Source organism: Actinoplanes sp. KI2 (assembly GCF_025630775.1).
GTDB lineage: Bacteria > Actinomycetota > Actinomycetes > Mycobacteriales > Micromonosporaceae > Actinoplanes.
On the sequence record NZ_JAOSZE010000001.1, the window covers coordinates 61440 to 80067 of the forward strand.

At 71.5% G+C, this 18628-nt stretch carries 22 protein-coding genes; 8 read left to right on the forward strand and 14 right to left on the reverse strand.

Annotated elements, in window-relative coordinates:
• Positions 1-18: 18 nt before the first annotated feature.
• From ODJ79_RS00255 to ODJ79_RS00265, 3 genes are all read left to right on the forward strand, one after another.
• Positions 19-618: a molybdenum cofactor guanylyltransferase gene (locus ODJ79_RS00255; protein WP_263021205.1), complete on the forward strand. Its 600-nt coding sequence runs from the start codon at positions 19-21 to the stop codon at positions 616-618.
• A gap of 113 nt (positions 619-731) precedes the next feature.
• Positions 732-974: a DUF6457 domain-containing protein gene (locus ODJ79_RS00260; RefSeq protein ID WP_263021456.1), complete on the forward strand. Its 243-nt coding sequence runs from the start codon at positions 732-734 to the stop codon at positions 972-974.
• Positions 975-1013: 39 nt separating this feature from the next.
• Complete coding sequence (locus ODJ79_RS00265; RefSeq protein WP_263021206.1) at positions 1014-2099, forward strand: YbjN domain-containing protein; 1086 nt, start codon at positions 1014-1016, stop codon at positions 2097-2099.
• Here ODJ79_RS00265 and ODJ79_RS00270 read toward each other — a convergent pair.
• Both ODJ79_RS00270 and ODJ79_RS00275 read right to left on the reverse strand, forming a co-directional pair.
• Positions 2096-3928, reverse strand: coding sequence for a beta-propeller domain-containing protein (locus ODJ79_RS00270; RefSeq protein WP_263021207.1), 1833 nt, complete (start codon positions 3926-3928; stop codon positions 2096-2098). The two genes, ODJ79_RS00265 and ODJ79_RS00270, sit on opposite strands and share 4 nt — an antisense overlap.
• Positions 3929-3963: 35 nt before the next feature.
• Positions 3964-4425, reverse strand: coding sequence for an Lrp/AsnC family transcriptional regulator (locus ODJ79_RS00275; protein WP_263021208.1), 462 nt, complete (start codon positions 4423-4425; stop codon positions 3964-3966).
• Positions 4426-4492: 67 nt separating this feature from the next.
• Between ODJ79_RS00275 and ddaH the strand changes: the two genes are divergently transcribed.
• Together ddaH and ODJ79_RS00285 are read left to right on the forward strand one after the other, a co-directional pair.
• Positions 4493-5329, forward strand: a complete 837-nt coding sequence (gene ddaH / locus ODJ79_RS00280) for a dimethylargininase (RefSeq protein ID WP_263021209.1) — start codon at positions 4493-4495, stop codon at positions 5327-5329.
• A gap of 25 nt (positions 5330-5354) precedes the next feature.
• Positions 5355-5930, forward strand: a complete 576-nt coding sequence (locus tag ODJ79_RS00285; RefSeq protein WP_263021210.1) for a bacterial proteasome activator family protein — start codon at positions 5355-5357, stop codon at positions 5928-5930.
• On the opposite strand, the gene ODJ79_RS00290 is transcribed toward ODJ79_RS00285, so the two are convergent.
• The 4 genes from ODJ79_RS00290 to ODJ79_RS00305 all read right to left on the reverse strand — a co-directional run bounded on the left by ODJ79_RS00290 (position 5927) and on the right by ODJ79_RS00305 (position 9802).
• Positions 5927-6742: an HAD family hydrolase gene (locus ODJ79_RS00290; protein WP_263021211.1), complete on the reverse strand. Its 816-nt coding sequence runs from the start codon at positions 6740-6742 to the stop codon at positions 5927-5929. The genes ODJ79_RS00285 and ODJ79_RS00290 overlap by 4 nt on opposite strands.
• Entirely contained in the window at positions 6742-7554 is an 813-nt protein-coding gene (locus ODJ79_RS00295; RefSeq protein WP_263021212.1) for an HAD family hydrolase, read from the reverse strand. Before ODJ79_RS00295 ends, ODJ79_RS00290 begins: the two co-directional genes overlap by 1 nt.
• A 109-nt stretch (positions 7555-7663) precedes the next feature.
• Positions 7664-8926: a serine--tRNA ligase gene (gene serS / locus ODJ79_RS00300; RefSeq protein WP_263021213.1), complete on the reverse strand. Its 1263-nt coding sequence runs from the start codon at positions 8924-8926 to the stop codon at positions 7664-7666.
• Positions 8927-8995: 69 nt separating this feature from the next.
• Positions 8996-9802, reverse strand: a complete 807-nt coding sequence (locus ODJ79_RS00305) for a hypothetical protein (protein ID WP_263021214.1) — start codon at positions 9800-9802, stop codon at positions 8996-8998.
• Between the two features lie 67 nt (positions 9803-9869).
• Here ODJ79_RS00305 and ODJ79_RS00310 point away from each other — a divergent pair, with 67 nt between their 5' ends.
• Both ODJ79_RS00310 and ODJ79_RS00315 read left to right on the forward strand, forming a co-directional pair.
• The gene (locus ODJ79_RS00310; protein WP_263021215.1) at positions 9870-10298 is read left to right on the forward strand and encodes an OsmC family protein; all 429 of its coding nucleotides are present in this window, start codon (positions 9870-9872) and stop codon (positions 10296-10298) included.
• Positions 10299-10365: 67 nt separating this feature from the next.
• Complete coding sequence (locus tag ODJ79_RS00315; protein ID WP_263021457.1) at positions 10366-10707, forward strand: metallopeptidase family protein; 342 nt, start codon at positions 10366-10368, stop codon at positions 10705-10707.
• Positions 10708-10828: 121 nt separating this feature from the next.
• Here ODJ79_RS00315 and pheA read toward each other — a convergent pair whose 3' ends face one another.
• The 5 genes from pheA to ODJ79_RS00340 all read right to left on the reverse strand — a co-directional run bounded on the left by pheA (position 10829) and on the right by ODJ79_RS00340 (position 14157).
• Positions 10829-11776, reverse strand: a complete 948-nt coding sequence (gene pheA / locus ODJ79_RS00320; RefSeq protein WP_263021216.1) for a prephenate dehydratase — start codon at positions 11774-11776, stop codon at positions 10829-10831.
• Between the two features lie 72 nt (positions 11777-11848).
• Complete coding sequence (locus ODJ79_RS00325) at positions 11849-12451, reverse strand: hypothetical protein (RefSeq protein ID WP_263021217.1); 603 nt, start codon at positions 12449-12451, stop codon at positions 11849-11851.
• 25 nt (positions 12452-12476) lie between these two features.
• Complete coding sequence (locus ODJ79_RS00330) at positions 12477-12866, reverse strand: ACT domain-containing protein (RefSeq protein WP_263021218.1); 390 nt, start codon at positions 12864-12866, stop codon at positions 12477-12479.
• A gap of 78 nt (positions 12867-12944) precedes the next feature.
• Complete coding sequence (locus ODJ79_RS00335) at positions 12945-13403, reverse strand: hypothetical protein (RefSeq protein WP_263021219.1); 459 nt, start codon at positions 13401-13403, stop codon at positions 12945-12947.
• A 79-nt stretch (positions 13404-13482) separates the two neighbouring features.
• Positions 13483-14157 carry a hypothetical protein gene (locus ODJ79_RS00340; RefSeq protein ID WP_263021458.1) on the reverse strand — a complete coding sequence of 225 codons (675 nt, stop codon included), beginning with the start codon at positions 14155-14157 and terminating at the stop codon, positions 13483-13485.
• Between the two features lie 330 nt (positions 14158-14487).
• Between ODJ79_RS00340 and ODJ79_RS00345 the strand changes: the two genes are divergently transcribed.
• Positions 14488-15693 carry an arginine deiminase gene (locus ODJ79_RS00345; RefSeq protein WP_263021220.1) on the forward strand — a complete coding sequence of 402 codons (1206 nt, stop codon included), beginning with the start codon at positions 14488-14490 and terminating at the stop codon, positions 15691-15693.
• A gap of 79 nt (positions 15694-15772) precedes the next feature.
• Here ODJ79_RS00345 and ODJ79_RS00350 read toward each other — a convergent pair whose 3' ends face one another.
• From ODJ79_RS00350 to ODJ79_RS00360, 3 genes are all read right to left on the reverse strand, one after another.
• On the reverse strand, positions 15773-16651 hold the full coding sequence (locus ODJ79_RS00350; RefSeq protein ID WP_263021221.1) for a DUF5926 family protein: 879 nt from the start codon (positions 16649-16651) through the stop codon (positions 15773-15775).
• A 38-nt stretch (positions 16652-16689) separates the two neighbouring features.
• Complete coding sequence (locus ODJ79_RS00355; RefSeq protein WP_263021222.1) at positions 16690-17763, reverse strand: sensor histidine kinase; 1074 nt, start codon at positions 17761-17763, stop codon at positions 16690-16692.
• A gap of 84 nt (positions 17764-17847) precedes the next feature.
• The gene (locus ODJ79_RS00360; RefSeq protein ID WP_263021223.1) at positions 17848-18624 is read right to left on the reverse strand and encodes a glycerophosphodiester phosphodiesterase; all 777 of its coding nucleotides are present in this window, start codon (positions 18622-18624) and stop codon (positions 17848-17850) included.
• Between the last annotated feature and the right edge of the window lie 4 nt (positions 18625-18628).

An 18628-nucleotide genomic window follows, 5' to 3' on the forward strand; every position in this document is an offset into this window, starting at 1 on the left:
TCGGGATACGGTACGTACGTGGGAGGGTTTGCGGCGGTGGTGCTGGCCGGTGGCGCGGCACGGCGGATGGGCGGCGCGGACAAGCCGAGGCTGCCCGTCGGAGGCCAGTCCATGCTGACCCGGGTGCTGGCCGCGGTGCATGACGCCGACCCGCGCATCGTGGTCGGCCCGGTCCCGCCGGACCTGCCGGTGCCGGTGCACTCCACCCGCGAGGACCCGCCCGGCGGCGGCCCGGTGGCGGCCACCTCGGCCGGTCTCGCGCTGGTCCCGGCGGAGGTCACGTTCACCGCCCTGCTCGCCGCCGACCTGCCGTTGCTGACCGGCGAGGCGATCGACGTGCTGCGGCTGACCGCGGAGTCGGCGCCGATGCAGGGCGCCGTTTACCGGGACGCCGAGGGTCGCCGGCAGATGCTGTGCGGGGTGTGGCGGACGGCCGCGCTGCGCGACGCGGTCGGCCGGCTGGAGGAGGAGCGGGGCGACCTGCACGGCGCGTCGGTTCGCGAGCTGATGGAGCATTTGCGGGTGGCCGAGGTGTCCTGGCGCCGACCCGGCCCGCCGCCCTGGTTCGACTGCGACACCGACGACGACCTGCGGACGGCCGAGGAGTGGGCGCGATGAGCAGCGAGCCGGACGGCGCGATGAGCAGCGAGCCGGACGGCCGAGGAGCAGGCGCGATGAGCCGAGGAGCAGGCGCGATGAGCAGTGCGGCGGACGGCCGCGGAGCAGGCGCGATGAGCAGCGAGCTGGACGACTGGATCGCCAAGGCCGGCCGGGAACTGGGCCTGGATCCGGCGGACGTGCCCACGCAGGCGGTGCTCGACCTCGCCAAGGACGTCGCGCACGGCGTATTGCGCCCGGGTGCCCCGGTCACGGCGTACCTCATGGGGGTTGCCGTGGGTCGCGGAGCGGATCCCGCGGTCGTCGCCGAACGCCTCAGCAAGCTCGCGCTCTCCTGGCGGGCTCCAACCCTCTGAGGACGCTCGGTAGGGTGGCGGAAACGGAGGTGCGCGATCATGACGGCAGACAGCGCCGCGGGCGAGTCGAACGACAACATCCTGCTCGACGAGCCGACCACGGCTGACCTGCGGGCGAAGGTGACCGAGGCCTGGCGGGACTTCGCCGCGGCCCTCTCCTCGCTGCTGTCTTCGCTGGCCCCGGGATCGCACATCGATCTGACGCTCGACCCGACCGCGTCCGGCACGGGCATGGCCGTCTATTCGGTGAGCATTCGGGTGCTGCCGGAAAAGGTGGTCGAGGCGCTCGCGGTCGGCAACGCCGGCCTGCCCGAGGGCTACCGGATGGATCGCGCCGCGGTCGCCGACCTGGTCGCGCTCGGCTGGTCGCCGCCGGGCGTGCTGGCCGGCTCCGGCGACTCGTTCGGTCTGCGCTCCAGCCAGGACAGGTCGGCCCAGCTCGCCGCGGTCGTCTCCCGCACCCTGCGCGACGTGTACGGCGCACCGCACCCCGCCTTCCTGGTCTACCTCGTGCACGACGAGGAGGACGAGCCGATCGAGACCGCGCCGCTGGCCACCGCCCGCAACGAGCCGAACATCGGCGAGGTGCTGGACCTCGACGACCTGGACGACGACGGCGAGCTGTCCGCGGCGCTGGCCACCGCGGCCGACGAGGTCGTGCCGTTGGAAGAGCGGGTGCGCACGGTCGTCGCGACCATGTCGAAGACGCCGGTCGACCAGCTTCAGGTGGACAACGACGGCGACATCGGCATCCGGGCCGGCTCGGCCATGGTGTTCGTCCGGGTTCGCGACAATCCGCCGCTGGTGGATGTCTTCTCGCCGATCCTCACCGAGGTCGAGCCGACCGAGCAGCTCTACGTGAAGCTGTCCGAGCTGACCAACCGCATGCCGATCGGCCGTCTCTACTGCGCGAAGGACACGGTCTGGGCCTCGATCCCGGTCTTCGGCCGCAACTTCCAGGCCACCCATCTGATGCTCGCCGTGCAGGTGATGACCGGCCTGGCCGACGAGCTCGACGACCGGCTGCACGGCGAGTTCGGCGGCAAGCGCTTCTTCGGCGAGGGCGACAAGCCCAGCCCGACGAAGCAGAGCGCCGAGGACCACCGCACCGGCATGTATCTCTAGGTCAGCGGCACGAAGCCGATCCGGTCCAGGGTGGACAGATCGGCCACGCCCAGGCCGGTGTCGCCGAGCATCCACAGCTGGTCCCCGATCACCAGGGACCGGCGGATCGGCGCGCCCGTCAGGTTGCCGCCCGGCCGAATCGTTCCGTTGCGCACGTGCACGGCGACCGCGCCGTTGGTGCGTCCGTTGACCGGCACCACGAGCAACTGCGTCGCCGGCCACCACAGCACCGCATGCGGATCGAACTCGGCCTCCGATGTGGAATCCGCCAGCACGTGCTGCGCCAACCGTCGCGGGTGCGCCGGGTCGGCAACATCGAAGAGCGAAATTCCCAGACCTTCCCGTACGCCTTGAGCACTGGCCTCCTGGCCGATCCCGACCAGCAGGTCGCCCCCGACCGGCTGCAGGTGCGCCGAATAGCCCGTGATCTTGAGCGACCCGCTGACCGTCGGGTGCGCCGGGTCGCTGAGGTCGACGCTGTAGAGCGGATCGGTCTGCCGGAAGGTCACCACATAGCCGCGGGGGCCGAGGAAGCGTACGGCGTAGATCTGCTCACCCTTGCCGAGTCCGTCCACCGTCCCGACCTCGGCGAGCGTGGCACCGCGGGTGGCCAGGACCCGCACCGCCGAGGACGACGACCCGGTGGTCCGGGCGGCCGTCGCGACCCGCAGGTAGCCGTCCCATTCGGACAGTGCGTACTGGTTGAGCAGGGTCCCGGGCACCGAGCCGCTCGCCTGGAACCGCGGCTTGTCCGCCCCGGCCAGCGCGAACTTGTAGATGTCGGTGGTCGTCGCCGCCTTCGCGGTCAGGTCCACCATCTTCCAGCGCTGGTCGTTGGCGATGTAGAGGCTGGCCGGCGTCCCGTACACGATGTCGCCGTCGGCCACCACCGAGACCGGGCTGCCGTCGGTCAGCGCGGGCCCGGCGAGGTCGAAGGTGACCACGGTGAGCATCTGGGCGCCGGAGTATGAGGCCGGCCGGTTGACCGAGCCGCAGTCGACGTGCCCGCGGGTCGTGGTTGCGCCGGTGGTGACCTCCCACTGCGGCAACCAGGCGTTCACGTCGGTGCGGTTCACCACCGCCTGGTTCTGCCGCAGCCGGCTCTGGTCGTTCCCGCGCAGGATGGGCGGGAAGACGATCCGCGGGCCGCTGCTCAGCACGATCCGGGCCACGCTGCCGGTCTGCCGCGCGTCGACGATCCGGCCGTCGGCGTGGTATCGGCTGACGAGCCGCGGCGAGCCGGTCAGGTCGACCAGGAGCGCCTCGGCTCCCGCGACGTCCTCGCGCTGGAGGACGCCGTCGGCAGCCCTGATGGTCCCGTCGAGGCGCAGCCCGCCGTAGCCGAGCACCAGCGCCTTGTCGCCGGCCAGCAGCAGCCGGGCGTCGCCGGCCAGCCCGAGGGTCAGCTTGCCGGTCTCGCGACGGGTGGCCGGGTCGATCACGTGCAGCGTGCCGCCCTCGACCGTGACGATCCGGCGGCCGTCGGTCTTGACGATATCCGGCTCGTCGGCGCCCTGCTCGTGCGCGTTGGTGCCGGAGAACGTGGGTCCCGGCGCGGGAACGGGGACGGCGACCGCGTCGGCCGCGCGCATCGAGTTGCCCTCGGCCGCGAGGGGCTCCGGCTGGGCGACAGGGAAGCCGTACGCGGTGATCGAGCGCAGGGCGGCGGCCCGCAGCTCGGTGAGCAGCCGGTCGCAGGAGTCGAAGGCGACCAGCTTGAACGGCGGTGTCGGCGGCTGCTCGGGGGGAGTGGCCCGGTCGGGGTCGGGCGCGGTGCAGCCGGCCAGCGGCAGCAGCAGAACGGCGCAGATCCAGAGACGACGACGCATGGCGGTTCGACGCGTCCCGCCCGGCGCCGGTTCCGCTACTCGGACGGGGCGGGCAGAACCGTCGGGGTCTCGACCAGCCGGGAAAGAACGATCATGCTGCGGGTCGAGGTGATGAACGGCTCGGCGCGCAGCCGCTCGAGGGCCTGTTCCAGGTGGGTGATGTCGGCCGCGCGGAGGTGGATGAGCGCGTCCGCCTCGCCCGAGACCGTGTACGCCCCGACCACCTCCGGGTGTCGCCGGGTGGCCACCGTGATCTGGGCGGGGGTGGTCCGCCCGGTGCAGAACAGCTCGACGAACGCCTCGGTGGTCCAGCCCACGGCGGCCGGCTCGATCACCGCGGTGAAGCCCTTGATCACGCCGCTGGATCGAAGCCGGTCGACGCGCCGCTTGACGGCCGGTGCGGAGAGGGCGACCTTGGAACCGATCTCGGCGAACGACGCACGGGCGTCCGCCACCAGCAGCGCAATGATTCGCTGGTCAACCGCGTCCATCTGCAACGATTCGCCCCCAAGACACAAGATTCCTCGCTGTTTCGTGCACCTCAGCCTACTTACGCTTTACCTCATGAGCCAGAGGGAGCGGATGCCGCGAGTCCGGACATATCTGATGTGTCCGCCGGAGCACTTCACGGTCGAGTACGCCATCAACCCGTGGATGGACACGACCGTCCCGGTCGATGCCGCGCTCGCGGTCAAGCAGTGGGACCTGCTCCGCACCACCCTGGTGGATCTCGGGCACACCGTGCACCTGCTCGACCCGGTGGCCGGCCTGCCCGACATGGTCTACGCGGCCAACGGCGCCTTCTCGGTCGACGGCCAGGTCTACGGCGCCCGCTTCCGCTATCCGCAGCGTTCCGCCGAGGCCGACGCCCACCGCGCCTTCTACGCCGGCCTGGACCAGAACAGCTGGCAGCTGGTCGCGCCCGAGCACGTCAACGAGGGCGAGGGCGACTTCGCCTACCTGCCCGGCGCGCACGGCGGCCTGATCCTGGCCGGCTACGGCTTCCGCACCGAGCCGGCCGCGCACGCCGAGGCACAGGAGGTGCTCGGCCGCCCGGTGATCTCGCTCCGCCTGGTCGACCCGGCCTTCTACCACCTGGACACCGCGCTGGCCGCGCTGGACGACCACAACATCACCTACTACCCGGACGCCTTCTCGCCGTCGGCGCAGCGGGTGCTGGCCCAGCTCTTCCCGGAGGCGGTGCTCGCCGACCGGGCCGACGCCGAGGCGTTCGGGCTGAACCTGGTCAGCGACGGCCGGCACGTGATTCTCAACACGGAGGCCACGGCGATGGCGGATAAAGTCCGCGCTGCCGGGTATGCGCCGGTACACGTCGAGCTCTCCGAGCTCAAGCGGGGCGGCGGCAGCGTCAAGTGCGCGGTGGCCGAGCTTCGCCCATAGTGACACGTGCGAGAAGATGGATCGCATGACCGACGACAACCGCACCGCGGAAAAGCAGCAGGACGGCTCGGTAATCGTGGTCGGGCCCGACGGGCGTCCGATGGGCACGGTCGAGCCCGACGGCACGCTGAGCCCCGAGGAGCCCGGCAACCTCATCGAACAGCCGGCCAAGGTCATGCGCATCGGCAGCATGATCAAGCAGCTTCTCGAGGAGGTGCGGGCCGCGCCGCTGGATGAGGCGAGCCGCGGCCGGCTGCGCGAGATTCACCAGCGCTCGATCACCGAGCTGGAGGACGGTCTCGCGCCCGAGCTGCGCGAGGAGCTGGAGCGCCTGTCGCTGCCGTTCGAGGGCGACACCCCGCCGAGCGAGTCCGAGCTGCGGATCGCCCAGGCCCAGCTGGTCGGCTGGCTCGAGGGACTGTTCCACGGCATCCAGGCGGCGCTGGTCGCCCAGCAGATGGCGGCCAGGCTGCAACTCGAGCAGATGCGCGGCGGCACCGGCCGGCCGGCGCTGCCCGTGGGCAGCGGCGGTCTCGTCCCCGGCATGCCCGGCCAGCAGGGCCAGGGCGGCCCCGAGGGCCGCACCGGGCAGTACCTCTAGAGCCGGAACACCCCGCGCAGGTACGTTGCCACCCCGTCCTCGTCGTTCGTCGGGCCGATCTCGTCGGCCACCGCGCGAACGGCGGGGTGGGCGTTTCCCATCGCCACCGAGTGCCCGGCCCAGGTCAGCATCGGGATGTCGTTGGGCATGTCGCCGAACGCGATGACCTCGTCGGCCTGGATGCCGTGCCGCTCGCAGAGCCACGCCAACCCGGCCGCCTTCGTCACGCCGGCCGCCGAGATCTCCACGAGCGCGCTCTTCGACGAGTGTGTGGTCTCCGCGAACCCGGCCAGCGTGCGGCTCACCAGCTCGGCGAACTCGTCCGGCTCGTACCGTTCCGAGCGGGCCAGCAGCTTCACGGCCGGTACCGAGGTCAGCTCCTCGGGACTGGCGAGCACGCGTACGAGATCGGTGTCCGTCTCCCAGCGGAGCGGCCAGGCCTCCTCGTACCAGAATCGGCGGCCCTCATCGACCTCCACCGCGAGCGCGATGTCCGGCACCGCATCGCGCAGCCGCTTGGTCACGTCGAGCAGCAGGTCGACCGAGAGCGGGTCGGCACGCAGCACCTCGTCGGTGTGCGGGTCGTAGACGACCGCGCCGTTGGCGCAGACCGCGGGCACCGGCTCCGGCATCTGGTCGTAGAGCTGCCGTAGCCAGCGGACCGGCCGGCCGGTGACCAGCACGAGGGGCACCGGCAGGGCGTGGATCACGTCGAGCGTGCTCGCGCCGAGCGTCCCGTCCTCGTGGATCAGGGTGCCGTCGATGTCGGAGGCGACAAGCCGAAAGGGGAGCTGTGGTGACCTGTCGTTCATCACCTCGACAGTAACCTGTCGAGGTAGACGGCCACGCCGTCCTCGTCGTTGGACAGCGTCACCTCGTCGGCCACCGCCATCAGCGAGGCGTGCGCGTTCGCCACGGCCACCCGGCTCCACCCGGCCCAGGCGAACATCGGCAGGTCGTTGGGCATGTCGCCGAAGACCAGCACGTCCTGGGGGTCGACACCGACCGATTCGGCGACCACCGCGAGGCCGGTGCCTTTGTTCACGTTTGCCGGGCAGATCTCCACGTAGTCGAGGCCGGCCTGGGTGACCGAGGCCACCTCCGGCGGGACGATCCGGTGGGCGATCTCCAGCAACTCGTCGACGTGGTGGTCGAACGAACGGACGAACGCCTTGATCACGTCGCCGGTGAGGCAGGCGGCGCGCGGGCGCCGCTCGACCACCACCGGGTAGCGCCAGGTCGGGTCGAAGTCGCCCCAGAGCGGCGAGTCGTCGTGCTCGAGCGCCTCCACCATCACCGACAGCCGGCCCACCTCGGCCTCGAGCCGTGCCAGCACCTCGGCGAGCGCGGGGCCGGAGAGCCGCGAGCGCAGCAGGTATGCCGACTCGGCCTGGTCGAGAACCCAGCCACCCTGGGCGAGCACGAGGAAGTCGGCGACCCGGATGTCCCGGCGGGTGAGCGACGTCAGCCGCGGCCCGCGGCCGGTGGCGCCCACGATCCGGATGCCGGCGGCCCGGACTCGATCGAGGACCTCATGGGTGTACGCGGACACGGTGTCGTCGTTGCGCACGAGCGTGCCGTCGAGATCCGTCGCGATCAGCTTGGGGAGTCCAGGCTTGACCATCGATACCTCCGAGGGTGGGGCGTACCCCCGCGGAGGGCGGAAGGAAAACGGTACACCCGGCCAGCTAGCTGCGGCTATGACTTCTGGTAGCGGCCGGATGTATTACCCGTTAGCGAATTGGGTCAAGGACGTCACGTCCGCCTACGTACGGCTGAAGGGCCTTCGGCACCCGCACCGAGCCGTCCGGCTGCTGGTGGTTCTCGAGAATCGGGATCAGCCAGCGGGTGGTGGCGAGCGTGCCGTTCAGCGTCGCGGCGATCTGCGGCTTGCCGTCGGCGTCCCGGTAGCGGATGTTGAGCCGGCGAGCCTGGAACGTGGTGCAGTTCGACGTCGAGGTGATCTCGCGGTACCGCCCCTGCGACGGCACCCACGCCTCGCAGTCGAACTTGCGGGCCGCGCTCGACCCGAGATCGCCGGCCGCCACGTCGATCACCCGGTACGGGATCTCGACCTTGGCGAACATCTCCTCCTCCATGGCGAGCAGCCGCAGGTGCTCGTCGGCGGCGTCCTCCGGCCGGCAGAACGAGAACATCTCGACCTTGTCGAACTGGTGCACGCGCAGGATGCCGCGCACGTCCTTGCCGTACGACCCGGCCTCCCGGCGGTAGCACGACGACCAGCCGGCGTAGCGGGTCGGACCGGCCGACAAATCCAAGATCTCATTCGAGTGGTACGCCGCGAGCGCCACTTCCGAGGTCCCCACGAGGTACAGGTCATCGGCCTCGAGCCGGTAGACCTCGCTGGCGTGCGAGCCGAGGAAGCCGGTGCCCTCCATCGACTCGGGCTTCACCAGGCTCGGGGTGATCGACGGGGTGAAGCCGTGCTCCACCGCCTGGGCGATCGCCATCTGCAGCAGGCCGAGCTGAAGCAGCGCGCCCACCCCGGTGAGGAAGTAGAAGCGCGAGCCCGAGACCTTGGCGCCACGCTCGGTGTCGATCGCCCGCAGGCCCTCGCCGATCTCCAGGTGATCCTTCGGGTCGTCGATCGCCGGGCGGTCGCCGACCTCACGCAGCACCACGAAGTCGTCCTCGCCGCCGGGCGGGGCGCCCTCCTGCACGACGTTGGGCACCGCGAGCTGGGCCAGGCGCAACGCCTCGTCGGCCGCGCTGGTCGCCGCCTCGGCCGCCTTGACCTCGGCGGCCAACTCCTTGGTGCGGGCCAGCAGCGTCGCGCGCTCGTCCGGGGACGCCTTGGGGACCAGCTTGCTCAGCGATCGCTGCTCGGCCCGCAGCGCCTCGAACCGCTGGGTCGCGGCCCGGCGCTCCTCGTCGGCGTGCAGCAGGTTGTCGACCAGCTCGGTGGGCTCGCCACGCAGTCGCTGGCTGGCGCGGATCAGCTCGGGGTCCTCGCGGAGCAAACGCAGGTCAATCACGATTGCTGAGCCTACCGGCGGTGCCGCCCGGTCCTCACCCGGATATCCCCCATCGTCACGATCGAAGAGCTAGTCGCGGTCGCTGCTGGGTTTGTCGCGGTCGTCGCCCAGCGAGGTGAACGGCTTGGCCGGGGCGACGGTCAGCTCGAGCGGCTGGTCGGGGGCCGGCTCGTCGCGGGCCGCGGGCGGTCGCCGCCAGCCCCAGGCCGACTCGTCGACCGGCGGCGCCGGGTCGCCCGCACCTCTCGGTGGGGACGATGACCTCGGCTGGTGGCGGTCGGCGAGGTAGAGCGCGAGCATGGCCAGCACCACGCCGGCGGTCGCACACCACAGACCCCGCCCGTACGCCAACTGCACCTGATCTTTGTCGACTTGAAGCCGGGCGAGGTTGGGCACCACGCGACTCTCACTGCCGAGCGACGCCGTGGTCGCGAAGAGCACGGCGAGGAGCGTGCCCCCGACGCTCAGACCACCGAGCCGGGCCCAGCGGCGGCCGGCCACCGGGCCGAACATGGTCAGCACCACCGACACGACCAGTGGGAACAGACCGAACAGGTACGCGGCGCCGAGCGCACCCAGGTCGACGACGCCGGTGGTGACCGGATGCGAGCCGACCCCGTCGCCGAGCACCTCGGCGTCCACGGTGGTGACCTGCCACTCGGAGATCAGCGAGGCGAGCGCCGCGACCGCCGCGAGCAGGGCGGTCAGCGGCACGACCCGCCGGTCGGTGGCCAGCGAACGCAAGGCTCCGCTCGCCTGCCGGCGCCGGTTCGAGGCGGGCGGGTCACCGCCGAACTCGACAACGTCCCCGGGGGCCGAGGAGGGCACCGATACGGGCGGGATGTCGAGATCGATCGGCCGATACTCGGGGGGCATGTGACCCATGATGACCCGTGCCCTGGTCGACAGGCCAGGGCTCGTTCCATGGACTAGCGTTTCGGATATGCCTATTCGCACTGCTACGGCCCGCTGGGAAGGGAACCTCACCGAAGGTTCCGGGACTATCAAGACCGGCAAGGGTGGCTACCAGGGGAACTACTCGTTCAAGTCGCGCTTCGAGGAGGGCGAGGGGACGAACCCCGAGGAGCTCATCGCCGCCGCACACTCCGGCTGCTTCTCGATGGCCTTCTCGAAGGGCCTCGCGGACGCCGGATTCACCCCGGCCTCCGTCGAGACCACCGCGAAGGTCCACCTCGACAAGGGCGACGCCGGCTTCGGCGTGACCCGGATCGACCTCGAGACCGTGGGCAACGTCCCCGGCATCGACGAGGGCACGTTCCAGAAGATCGCCGAGGGCGCCAAGGAGAACTGCCCGATCTCCCGGCTGCTCTCGCCCGGCGCCGAGATCACGCTGAAGGCCACGCTCGCCTGAGTTTCACCGCCGGTGCGGTCGGGGATTTCCGGTCGCACCGGCGCACAATGTCGGTGTGCCCGTCGAGATGAGTCGTGAACGGTTCGAGGAGCTCGTCGGTGAGGCGCTCGACGAGGTCCCGGCCGAGCTCCTGTCGATGATGAACAACGTGGTCGTCCTGGTCGAGGACAAGCCGTCGGACGGCAGCGACGACCTGCTCGGCCTGTACGAGGGAACGGCGCTGACCGATCGCGGCTGGGACTACGCCGGGGTGCTGCCCGACCGGATCACCATCTACCGCCTGCCGACGTTGCGGGTGTGCGAGACCGAGACCGATGTCGTCGACGAGGTCGCGATCACGGTGGTGCACGAGATCGCCCACCACTTCGGTATCGACGATCACCGGCTGCACGAGCTGGGCTGGGGCTGACCCCGACCGGGTGAAGATCCGGTCAGGCGATCTCGCCGGCGCGCAGCCGGGCCGGTCAGCCGATCTCGCCGGCGCGCAGCCGGGCCGGTCAGCCGATCTCGCCGGCGCGCAGCCGGGCCGGTCAGCCGATCTCGCCGGCGCGCAGCCGGGCCAGCCACGCCGACGAGTCGGCGAAGTCGGCGTCGGAGAGCCCGGGAACCGACGGCTGCGGCTCCTCGCGGGTGAGCCGGTGCCGCGGATAGCTGCCCAGGAAGCGCACCTCGGCGCAGATCCGGCGCAGGCCCTGCAGCGCCTCGCCCATCCGGGTCTCGGCCACGTGACCGGTGCAGTCGAGGAAGAAGAAGTACGTACCGAGCTGTTCGCCGGTCGGGCGTGACTCGATGCGGGACAGGTTGATCCCGCGGACCGACAGCTCGGTGAGCACCGCGAGCAGCGCGCCCACCTGGTCGTGCCGGATCGACACGGCCAGCGAGGTCACGTCGTCACCGGTCGGCTCGCCCACCGGGCCGGGACGGGCGAGCAGGGCGAAGCGGGTCACCGCGTCGGCGTGGTCGGCCACCTTCTCGGCCAGCACGGTCAACCTGTTCCGCGGCACTCCGATCGGTGCGCACAGGGCGGCGTCGCACTCGCCGGCGGCGGCGCTGATCGCGGCGGCCGCGTTGGAGAGCATGTCCACCACGACCGCGTCGGGCAGGTGGGCGAGCAGCCAGTTGCGGCACTGGGCGGAGGCCTGCGGGTGGGCCGCCACCGTACGGATGCGGGCGAGGGGGGTCAGCTCTCGGGCGGCCAGCACGAACTCGACGGGCAGCACGACCTCGCGGGTGATCACCAGCGGGGTGCCGGTGACCAACTCGTCGAGGGTGACCGGGATGGCGCCGCCCACCGAGTTTTCCAGCGGGACCAGGGCGGCGTCGGCCTCGCCGGCACGCACCGCCTCGAGGGCCTCGGGCACGCTGCGGGCCGGGGTGCGGACCCCGCGCTCGGCGGCCGGCAGGGTGCGAAGGGCGGCCTCGGTGAAGGTGCCCTCCGGACCGAGGTAGACGAAGCGAGTCGGCGGCGTTCCCGGCATGCGGTGAGTGTAGGGCGTGTCCGGCCGGTCACGCCGCAGCCCCGGGCGACCGGCAGGACGGGCCCTCGGGCCTCAGAAGCCGCAGGCCAGTACTCGGATGCCGGGCGGCGCGGTGGTCTGCACCTGGTCCACGCACACCTCGGAACCGGCCGCGACCAGCGTCAGCGTGGCGTCCTTGCCGGTCGCCACCACCATCAGCGGCTCCAGCTGATCCTCGTTCGCGCCGGCCTTCTCCACCGTGGTGAACGACCAGTCGCCCGAGCAGTACGGCCCCGAGTCGACCTTGAGGGTGGTGTTCGGGATACCGGGCTTGCCCTTGATCAGCGTGAGGATCTGCGGGCCGGTCGGCGCGCCGGTGCAGCGCGGGGCGTGCGACGGAGTGGGCGTCGGCGAGATCGTGGTGGCCGGCGTCGTGGTGGCGGTCGGCACGGTGTACGTCGGGTTCGTGGGGTAGGCGCCGCCGCCGAGGGTGGGGGTGGCCGCCCCCGTCGGCTGGATCGTCCCGATCGGCAGACCGGGAAGCTGCGACGGGCCGAGCGAGATCGGTGCCGTGCTCACATTCACGTACGGCGGCGAGGTGGGCTGCGGCTGGGGCGGCTCGCCGCAGGCAGCGGCGAGCGCCAGGGCGCCGAGGGAAAGAGCGCCCAGGGGAATGAGGCGTGTGTGGGGGGACACGCCGCACATGGTAGGCGCGCCGAGGTCAGGAGGCGATGCGATGGCCGGCGGCGTGCAGCGTGTCCATCGCTTCGGCGAGACGTACCGAGGGCACCAGCAGGTAGTCCGACGAGTATGTCGAGAACGTCACGATATTGACCCGTGCGTCGGCGAGCGGCCCGATCAGCGAGGCGATCACCCCGCTCAGCGCCAGCTCGACCTGGCTGGCCACCCGCAGACATCGCCAAGCGGTGTCAGCCTCCGCGCCGTCCGGCACCCGGTCGGCCGGGCAGATGATCGACAGCTCGTCGGGGGCCCAGCTCAGCGAGATGACACCCTTCTCATCCGGACCCGCGGCCAGCGAAGCCGGAATCGGCGAACCGACCGGCAGGCGGCACACCGCGTACTCCTGCGGCAGCAGATCTAGATCGAGCATGAGGGCAGACTACGTTTCCGGATCGACCCTTGCCCAACCCTCCAAGGTGCGGCAAACACCACACCGGCAGAACAGGCGCTACCTGATCGGCGAGAAGAAGGTCAACGAGCCGACCAGCCGGTCGCCGCTCAGCAGCGGGGTGGTGATGGCGTCGACGGTCACCGGCGGCTCACCGGGGCTCGGCACCACTCGCAGCAGGCCACGGGACAGTCGCTCGCTGCGGATCGCCAGCAGCGGGGGGATCTTCTCGGCGTCGCTCTCGTCCAACTCACGCCCGTCGGCCGTGAAATCGATCATGTGGAGCGCCGACCCGAGCGGTTGCCCGATCGACTCCGCCGGGTTGCCCAGACCGAACAGCTCGCAGCACGAGACCGACACGGCCAGGATCGTGGTGGACGTGTCGATCACCAGGCATGCCTCGGCGGCGGCTGCCACCGTGGATGTCCACCGGTCGAGGCTCGGGATGAACTCCGACTCGGCAGGGGTGCGCGCCTGGGGCACGAACGGTGTCGAGAGGGAAAGCTCGACGTGTGCCACCCGATCCTCCTCGTTCCTCCGGCTCGACGGCGCCGCTGCGGGGGGCGGCGGCGACCCGTCGAGTACGCCGGAAGGAACGTTACCGGCGTGCTGTCCGCTTGTCAGCGGGCGTTTGTCCGTCAGCGTGCCAGCGGTAGTCACCGTCCGGGCGGTAAGGCGCGTTTGCCCAGGTCCCGGGGTGGTTGGCGACCGCTGAGAGCTTGCCGGCGGTGGCCGGCGAGATGCGGGCGCCGCCCGCGATCAGCAGTCGGTCGAGCTCCTTCTCGGTGGCGACCAGAACCTCCTTCGGCAGGCCGTGCACGCTGATCACGCCGGAGCCGACGAAGGTCAGCACGGGGGTGACCGGCACGCTCAGGCCGACCGCGGCGGAGAGTGCCTTGCTGGCGCGGCGCGCCTCGCGACGGGCCTCGGCCACGTACTGCGGGCGCTTGCCGTTGATCTGCACGACGTCGCCGGCGATCAGCACGCGGGCGCGGCCGTGGTCGGCCACGGTCACGGCGTACACCCCGCCGGGGCCGATGGCGAGGAAGCCGGCCCGGTCGTCGGCGAGGTCGGGCTCGTAATAGCCCTGCGCGTCGGTGCGCGGCCAGTCGACGATGTGCCAGTTGGGGCCGAGCCGGTCGAGGCGGGTCAGCGCGCGGGCGCCGGCGGCCTCGAGGCGGCGGGCGTCCCGTTCGGCGCGTCGGCGACGGGCCCAGTCGACGGGAGAGGGGCGGGTGGTGTCGATCTCGGTGGACGACGGGCGACGGGTGATCGCGGGAGGCGCCTTGACGGGTACGGGCAGAGCAGGGCGCGAGAAGACAGTCACTTCGACCTCCGGCAAAAGGTCTCTTCGGGCTCTCTAGTCACTACCGTACGTGCTCGACCCCACACGGAAGCAAGACACTGGGGTGAAAGAGAGGCGAGTGAGTAGGGATGAATGCCACATTCACGCACGACTTCTTCTTGCGGATAGTGCATGGGTGGGCCTTTGTCTCCCCGGTTCGGCAGCTTCACCGACAAAGTTAGTCTCCCCTTCGCTCGCGCGCACCGATGTCTCATGATCTAGTCAGAACGTCATCGGTCGACTGCGAGGAGTGCCGAGATGGTTCACTACGTCGACAGTGAAGTGAGCCCGCTCAAGACCGTTCTGCTCCACCGCCCGGGGCTGGAGCTCGCCCGGCTGACCCCGCGCAACAACGACTCCCTGCTCTTCGATGGCATCCCCTGGGTGAGCCGGGCGCAGGAGGAGCACGACGCGTTCGCCGCGGCGCTGCGCGGCCACGGGGTCGAGGTGCTCTACCTCGGCGACCTGCTGGCCGAGACGCTGGCCATCCCGGCGGCCCGGGCCGAGCTCACCGAGGCCGTGCTCGACGACCGCCGGCTCGGCGAGAGCCTGCGTGCCGGCGTCGGCCGGTACCTCGCCGACCAGGACCCGCGCCGGCTCGCCGACGTACTGATGGCCGGCCTGGCGCACGACGAGCTCAAACCGGGGGCCCGCGGCCTGGTGTACGAGCTGATGCAGCCCAACGACTTCGTCATCGACCCGCTGCCCAACCTGCTGTTCACCCGGGACTCCTCGGTCTGGATCCGGGACCGGGTCGCGGTGACCAGCCTCGCCATGCCGGCCCGCAGCCGGGAGACCACGCTGACCCGGGCGATCTACCGCTACCACCCGCGCTTCGCCGGGGTCGAGCTGCTCTACCACCCGGGGCTGGAGCACGTCGAGGGCGGGGACGTGCTGGTGCTCGCGCCCGAGGTGCTGGCCATCGGCGTGGGCGAGCGCACCACCCCGGCCGGCGCCGAGCGGCTGGCCCGGCGGGTCTTCGGGGAGGGGCTGGCCCGGACGATCCTGGTGGTGCCGATCGCGCAGGAACGGGCCACCATGCACCTGGACACCGTGTGCACGATGGTCGACGTGGACGCGGTGGTCATGTATCCGAACGCCGCCGACTCGCTCCGGGCGTACACCGTCGTCGCGGACGCCGACGGCGAGCCGCACGCCGGACCGCCTCGACCGTTCCTCGCGGCCGCGGCCGCGGCCATGGGCATCGAACGGCTCCGGACCATCGAGACCGGGCTCGACCCGGTGACGGCCGAACGCGAGCAGTGGGACGACGGCAACAACACCCTCGCGATCGCCCCGCGGCTCTGCGTCGCGTACGAACGGAACGTGGAGACCAACGCCCAGCTGGAGCGCGCCGGGATCGAGGTGGTCCGGATCAGCGGCTCCGAGCTGGGCAGCGGCCGGGGCGGCCCGCGGTGCATGAGCTGCCCGATCGAGCGCTCCCCGCTGGCCACCGCGGGCTGAGCCGCACCGGCTACCGCGGGGTGAGCCGACGGCCTACCGCGGGGTGAGCTGACGGCCTACCGCGGGGTGAGCTGACGGCCTACCGCAGGGTGAGCTGACGGCCGATCAGGCCCTGCTTGGCGCGGCGGGCGTCGGCGTCCAGCGGACCGGTCTCGGCCAGAGTGTCGGCGTACCTCTTCGCGAAGTCGGCGAGCGGCGCCTCCCAGTCGGCCGACTCCGGCTCACCCGGGATGTCCCAGACCGGGACCAGCAGGCCGTGTGCCCGGAACATGCCGGCGAACTTGGTGTGCTCACCGAGCAGCAGCTCGCCCGCGGCGCTCAGCCGGGACAACGCGTCCAGCGCCTGGTCCTCCGGCTCGGCCAGCACCCAGCGAACGTGGCCCTTGTCCGGCGCGACCCGGCACCAGTACGCGGCCCGGGCCGCCGCCATCCGCACGGTCGGGTAGATCGACGCGTTCGCCCGCTCGAGCGACGCCTTCACGTTCGGGTCGTCGGCCTGCTCGGCGTCCAGCCAGTACTCGAAGCCCTCCTGCATGGTCACCTCGAGCGGGCCGTCGACGAGGATGTCCTGCAGGCGCGGGCCCTCGCCGGGCAGCGCCGGCACCGACACGGTGTCGCCGGGCTCGGTGCCCAGCGCGCTCAGGATTGCCACCGCCAGGTCGCGGGAGACGTCGCCGGACTGGACGTGCCGTTGGAGGCCGATGAAGACCCGGCCGTCCGTACGCGTCATCGCCGGCCACGCCATCGGCAGCACGGTCGACAGCGTGACCGGGCGGTCGCCGTACTCCTCGATGATCTCGGGTCGGAGGGTCAGCGGCGCCGAGGCGGCCGGGACCAGCTCGCGCAGAGCGATCCACTCCGGTTCGTCAGCCAGGCCCTCGAACGGTCGGGCGACGAAGATGTCGCGCACCTTTTCGCGCTTCGGTGCGGTTTGGCGTTGGTTGCGGCGCTTGCTCACGGCGAGACAGCCTAGGCGGTACCGGCGGGAAGGAACACTCAGGCGCGCGGCAGGCACACCTCGGCGGTGGTGCCGCCGCCCTCGCGCGGGCGCAGCGACACCCAGCCCTGCTGCCGCTCGACGAGCCGCCGCACCAGGTAGAGCCCGAGACCGGCACCGGGGTGGCGGCGCCGGCCGTCCACCTCGGCCTGCCAGTACCGCTCGAAGGCCCGCTCGACGTGCTCGGGGTGGATGCCGACGCCCCGGTCGGAGACCTGGAACCGCAGCGTGTCGCCGTCGGCGGTGGCGCTCAGGTCGATCGGCGAGTCGGCCGGTGAGTTCTTCTCCGCGTTGGTGGCCAGCTCGGTGAGGATCGTGGCGATCGACTCGCGCTCGCCGTACGCCTTGGGCAGCCCGGCCGGCAGATCGCCCGGCACGATCCGGCGGCGCAGGCCCTCCGGCAGCTCCTCGACCGCGCCGCGCAGCGCCTCGGGCAGGTCGTACGGCTCGGCCTCGGCCTCGTCGATCTCGCCGTCGTCGCTGGTCGCGGTCAGCAGCCGGTCGACCAGCCGGGCCAGCTCGCCGGCCCGGGCGCCGATCACCCGGACGGCCTCCTGCCGGCCCTGCTCGCCGAGCGTCTCCCAGTGGTTGGTGAGGGTGTCCGCGTAGCCCTTGATCACAGTGACCGGAGTGCGCAGCTCATGGCTGGTCACGGCCAGCCAGAGGTCGCGATTTTCCTGGCGGCGGGTCGCGTCGGGGTCGCGTGGCTCGGTGGCATAGAGCCGGCCGAGAATTCCGGCGAGAACCTCTAGGACGGACTTGTCGGAATTATCGGAGACGTGCAGCGCGCCGACCACCGTGTCGCCATCCCGGCTGTACGCATACGACCCGCACGGAAAGGAATCGTCGACGCGGCGCCCGATGGCCGGCACCCAGGTGCCCGCCGCCGCGACGACCCGCTTCTCCCCGCCGGCGGAGTATTCGACGAAGCACGCGGCGGCCGCGCCCAGCACCTCCTGGGCGAGCCGGACGATCTGCTGCGCCACCGGCAGCCCCGTCTCGCCGGCGTTGAGCCGATCGAGGACCGCGAGCTGACCCAGGGTCAGCGCGGTGTAATCGGGTCGCTCCGGCATGACTGCGAGTCTGCCTCGGTTCCGAGCTTTTGGGCAGACGGTTGCACGCTGATCTTGAAATCTTTCACCGTGACGTGTCAGACGTCACATGTCGGCCAGGCGGTCCAGCACGAACTTGGGCCGGTCAGTGATCACGCCGTCGACCTGATGGTCGAGCACCATCTCCAGATCGTCCGGCTCGTTGACGGTCCACACGTACACCTGGTGACCGGCCTGCTTGATGCTCGGCACCAGGCCCGGCCGGGCGCGCACCAGGCCCACCCCCGGCCCGGCGATGCGGGCGCCGAACGGCAGACGGCCCCGGCCCACCCCGGGCGGCAGGATCTCCAGCAGGTAGACCGTCGGGACGGCCGGGGCCTGCGCGCGGATGCGGCGCAGCGCGAGCGCGGCGAACGACATCACCGTGACCTGCACGTTGCCGTCCGGCAGGCGGTGCCGGCGCAGCGTCTCGACCAGCTTGCGCTCGACCTCGGCGCCGTACCGGGACGGGTGCTTGGTCTCGATCAGCAGGCGGACCGGGCGGCCGCAGTCGCGCAGCGCCTCCAGCAGCCGGTCGAGGGTGAGCAGCCGGCTGAGGTCGGGCAGCTCCTCGTCGGCCGGGTAGCCGGGGTGCCACGAGCCGAAGTTCAGCGCGTCCAGCTCGGCCAGCGTCTTGCTGCTGACCAGGCCGCGGCCGTTGCTGGTCCGGTTGAGGTTGCGGTCGTGCACGCAGACGAGGTGACCGTCCCGGCTGAGCCGCACGTCGCACTCGAGGCCGTCGGCGCCCTCCTCGAGCGCGCGCAGATAGGCACCGAGCGTGTGCTCGGGCAGGGCGTCCGCGCCGCCCCGATGCGCAAAGACCAGCGGGCGATAGTCGCTCACTCCG

Excerpts from the sequence above, each read along its gene's own strand:
- ODJ79_RS00260 (WP_263021456.1), top strand. The coding sequence starts at position 732 with ATGAGCAGCGAGCTGGACGACTGGATCGCCAAGGCCGGCCGGGAACTG.
- ODJ79_RS00285 (WP_263021210.1), top strand. The coding sequence starts at position 5,355 with ATGACCGACGACAACCGCACCGCGGAAAAGCAGCAGGACGGCTCGGTA.
- ODJ79_RS00315 (WP_263021457.1), top strand. The coding sequence starts at position 10,366 with ATGAGTCGTGAACGGTTCGAGGAGCTCGTCGGTGAGGCGCTCGACGAG.
- pheA (WP_263021216.1), bottom strand. The coding sequence starts at position 11,776 with ATGCCGGGAACGCCGCCGACTCGCTTCGTCTACCTCGGTCCGGAGGGC.
- ODJ79_RS00330 (WP_263021218.1), bottom strand. The coding sequence starts at position 12,866 with ATGCTCGATCTAGATCTGCTGCCGCAGGAGTACGCGGTGTGCCGCCTG.
- ODJ79_RS00295 (WP_263021212.1), bottom strand. The coding sequence starts at position 7,554 with ATGGTCAAGCCTGGACTCCCCAAGCTGATCGCGACGGATCTCGACGGC.
- ODJ79_RS00345 (WP_263021220.1), top strand. The coding sequence starts at position 14,488 with ATGGTTCACTACGTCGACAGTGAAGTGAGCCCGCTCAAGACCGTTCTG.
- ODJ79_RS00290 (WP_263021211.1), bottom strand. The coding sequence starts at position 6,742 with ATGAACGACAGGTCACCACAGCTCCCCTTTCGGCTTGTCGCCTCCGAC.
- ODJ79_RS00355 (WP_263021222.1), bottom strand. The coding sequence starts at position 17,763 with ATGCCGGAGCGACCCGATTACACCGCGCTGACCCTGGGTCAGCTCGCG.
- ddaH (WP_263021209.1), top strand. The coding sequence starts at position 4,493 with ATGAGCCAGAGGGAGCGGATGCCGCGAGTCCGGACATATCTGATGTGT.
- ODJ79_RS00310 (WP_263021215.1), top strand. The coding sequence starts at position 9,870 with ATGCCTATTCGCACTGCTACGGCCCGCTGGGAAGGGAACCTCACCGAA.
- ODJ79_RS00305 (WP_263021214.1), bottom strand. The coding sequence starts at position 9,802 with ATGCCCCCCGAGTATCGGCCGATCGATCTCGACATCCCGCCCGTATCG.
- ODJ79_RS00265 (WP_263021206.1), top strand. The coding sequence starts at position 1,014 with ATGACGGCAGACAGCGCCGCGGGCGAGTCGAACGACAACATCCTGCTC.
- ODJ79_RS00270 (WP_263021207.1), bottom strand. The coding sequence starts at position 3,928 with ATGCGTCGTCGTCTCTGGATCTGCGCCGTTCTGCTGCTGCCGCTGGCC.